Annotated in this window: 3 protein-coding genes; 1 reads left to right on the top strand and 2 read right to left on the bottom strand. The window is 71.8% G+C overall.

What is annotated here, in order from left to right:
• The coding region (locus QZV94_RS24955) for an MFS transporter permease (RefSeq protein WP_293683184.1) at positions 1 to 375 on the bottom strand (375 nt) is incomplete at its 3' end.
• Between the two features lie 77 nt (positions 376 to 452).
• Between QZV94_RS24955 and QZV94_RS24950 the strand changes: the two genes are divergently transcribed.
• Positions 453 to 908 (top strand): helix-turn-helix domain-containing protein, encoded by a 456-nt coding sequence (locus QZV94_RS24950; protein ID WP_293683158.1) that lies wholly within the window; start codon positions 453 to 455, stop codon positions 906 to 908.
• Positions 909 to 955: 47 nt separating this feature from the next.
• Here QZV94_RS24950 and QZV94_RS24945 read toward each other — a convergent pair whose 3' ends face one another.
• Complete coding sequence (locus tag QZV94_RS24945) at positions 956 to 1,627, bottom strand: thermonuclease family protein (RefSeq protein WP_293683156.1); 672 nt, start codon at positions 1,625 to 1,627, stop codon at positions 956 to 958.
• Between the last annotated feature and the right edge of the window lie 41 nt (positions 1,628 to 1,668).

Below are 1,668 nucleotides of genomic sequence, written 5' to 3'. Positions count from 1 at the left end.
CTCGACGAGCGGCTGCCAGACGAGCGCGAGCAGCGCAAGCAGCTTGGCCGCGGCGAGCAGGCCGGTCCCGAGCCGCGACGGTGGTGCGCAGGCGCCGTCCGTCCGGCACATCCGGGCCCGCCGCCAGGTCAGGAGCCAGCCGGCGGCGGTCACGCCCAGGGCCGCGAACGTGATCCAGGTGCGCTGTTCGGCGAACCAGCTCAGGCCACCCAGGCCAAGGCCGGCCAGCGCCAGCGACATCGGCAGCACGCAGCACGCGGCCCAAGCGAACACGGCCCCCGCCGCAGCGGCGACCGCGGCCCAGCTCAGGCCGGTCTCGATGGGCTTGCCGCCCTGTCCTTCTCGTCGGACCGGCCGCCCGCTGCTCACTGTCATGCCGTCTCCTAGCGTCATGCCGCCCACGATGCCATCTGTAGCGACTACAGACTCAAGCCCTAATCGGAAGGCCCCACATGGCGGATACTGCGATACCCATCGGCGAACTCTCGCGCCGCACCGGCTGCAACATCGAAACGATCCGTTATTACGAGCGGATCGGCCTGCTGCCCGCCCCGCCGCGTCGCGGACGCTACCGGAGCTATGGGGCTGAGGACGTGGGCCGGCTTGGCTTCGTGCGCCGGGCCCGCGAACTGGGCTTCACGCTGGACGAGGTGCGCGCGCTGCTGGGGCTTGCAGTCGGGGGCGAGGCCTCGTGCGCCGAGGTGCGAGACCTGGCGGCGGCGCATCTGAAGAACGTGCGTGCGCGGATCGCCGACCTCAGGCGCATGGAGCGCGCGCTGGCCGAGTCCGTCCGCGCCTGCGACGCGGGCCACGACGCTGGTTGCCCCTTGATCCAGGCGCTGTCAGCGGAGCGCAGCGGCGATCCGCGGGCCTCCAGGGCGAGAGTTGGGTCTCCGCTGGGGCGCTAGAAGTCTGCACATGGCGCAAGCGGGAACTAACAAAATCCTCTCAAGGATCAGCGCTTTGCCGCCGTCCACCCCGCCGCCCACGCCTCGGCGGCGGAACAAAACCAGCGCTCGCCCCGGGCAGTATCGATGCGGGTGGCCTCATAGTCCTCCTGGCCCGGGACGTGAAAGATTCGCCGACCCTTGGCGTTGATGTTGCCCTTGATCGCGCAGCCGGCCTGGGGCGGCGCGGCCGGCTCCGGCCGCGCTTGCCGCTCAGCGGCCCGCCAGGTCGAGGGCGTCTCGAAGTGGCCGGCCCAAAGGCCGCGCCGCGCCCGGCGCGCCTCAGCCTCGGTCGACGCATAGACCCCGCGGCTGAACTGGGCGTAGTCGACCGCCCAGCCGGCCCGAACCATGGCCCCGCCGAGATCGGTCGAGGCGGCCATGCAACGCGAGACGGCTCGGCCATAGGGGTCGCGGTCCCGGATCTCGCAGCGCACCACCCGGCCGCCAATCAAGCGGACGAGCTGGTCGCGAGCGACGTCACCGCAGGCATAGCCCTGGCCCTTCGCATCCAGGCAGACCTGCCGGCCCTCCGGCGCATCCACCCCCCACAGCCGGACTCGCTCGACGCCGACGCTGAAAGTGTCGCCGTCGACGACCCGGGCCGGCCCGGTCAGCTCGGCCGGGGCGGCCGCCGCTAGACCGGCCGCCAGCACTAGGACTCCCAAACGCTGGATCATCGGCGATCCTTGCGCAGGGTGACGGTCACCCGGTCGACGAA

This window comes from uncultured Phenylobacterium sp., from assembly GCF_902826855.1.
Classification (GTDB): Bacteria; Pseudomonadota; Alphaproteobacteria; order Caulobacterales; family Caulobacteraceae; genus Phenylobacterium.
The sequence above is the reverse complement of the archived record's forward strand: the minus strand, read 5'-3'. Positions and strand labels throughout refer to the sequence as shown.

What these genes read in the sequence shown, in the direction of transcription:
- QZV94_RS24945 (WP_293683156.1), bottom strand. Translation starts at nt 1,627, where the DNA reads ATGATCCAGCGTTTGGGAGTCCTAGTGCTGGCGGCCGGTCTAGCGGCG.
- QZV94_RS24950 (WP_293683158.1), top strand. Translation starts at nt 453, where the DNA reads ATGGCGGATACTGCGATACCCATCGGCGAACTCTCGCGCCGCACCGGC.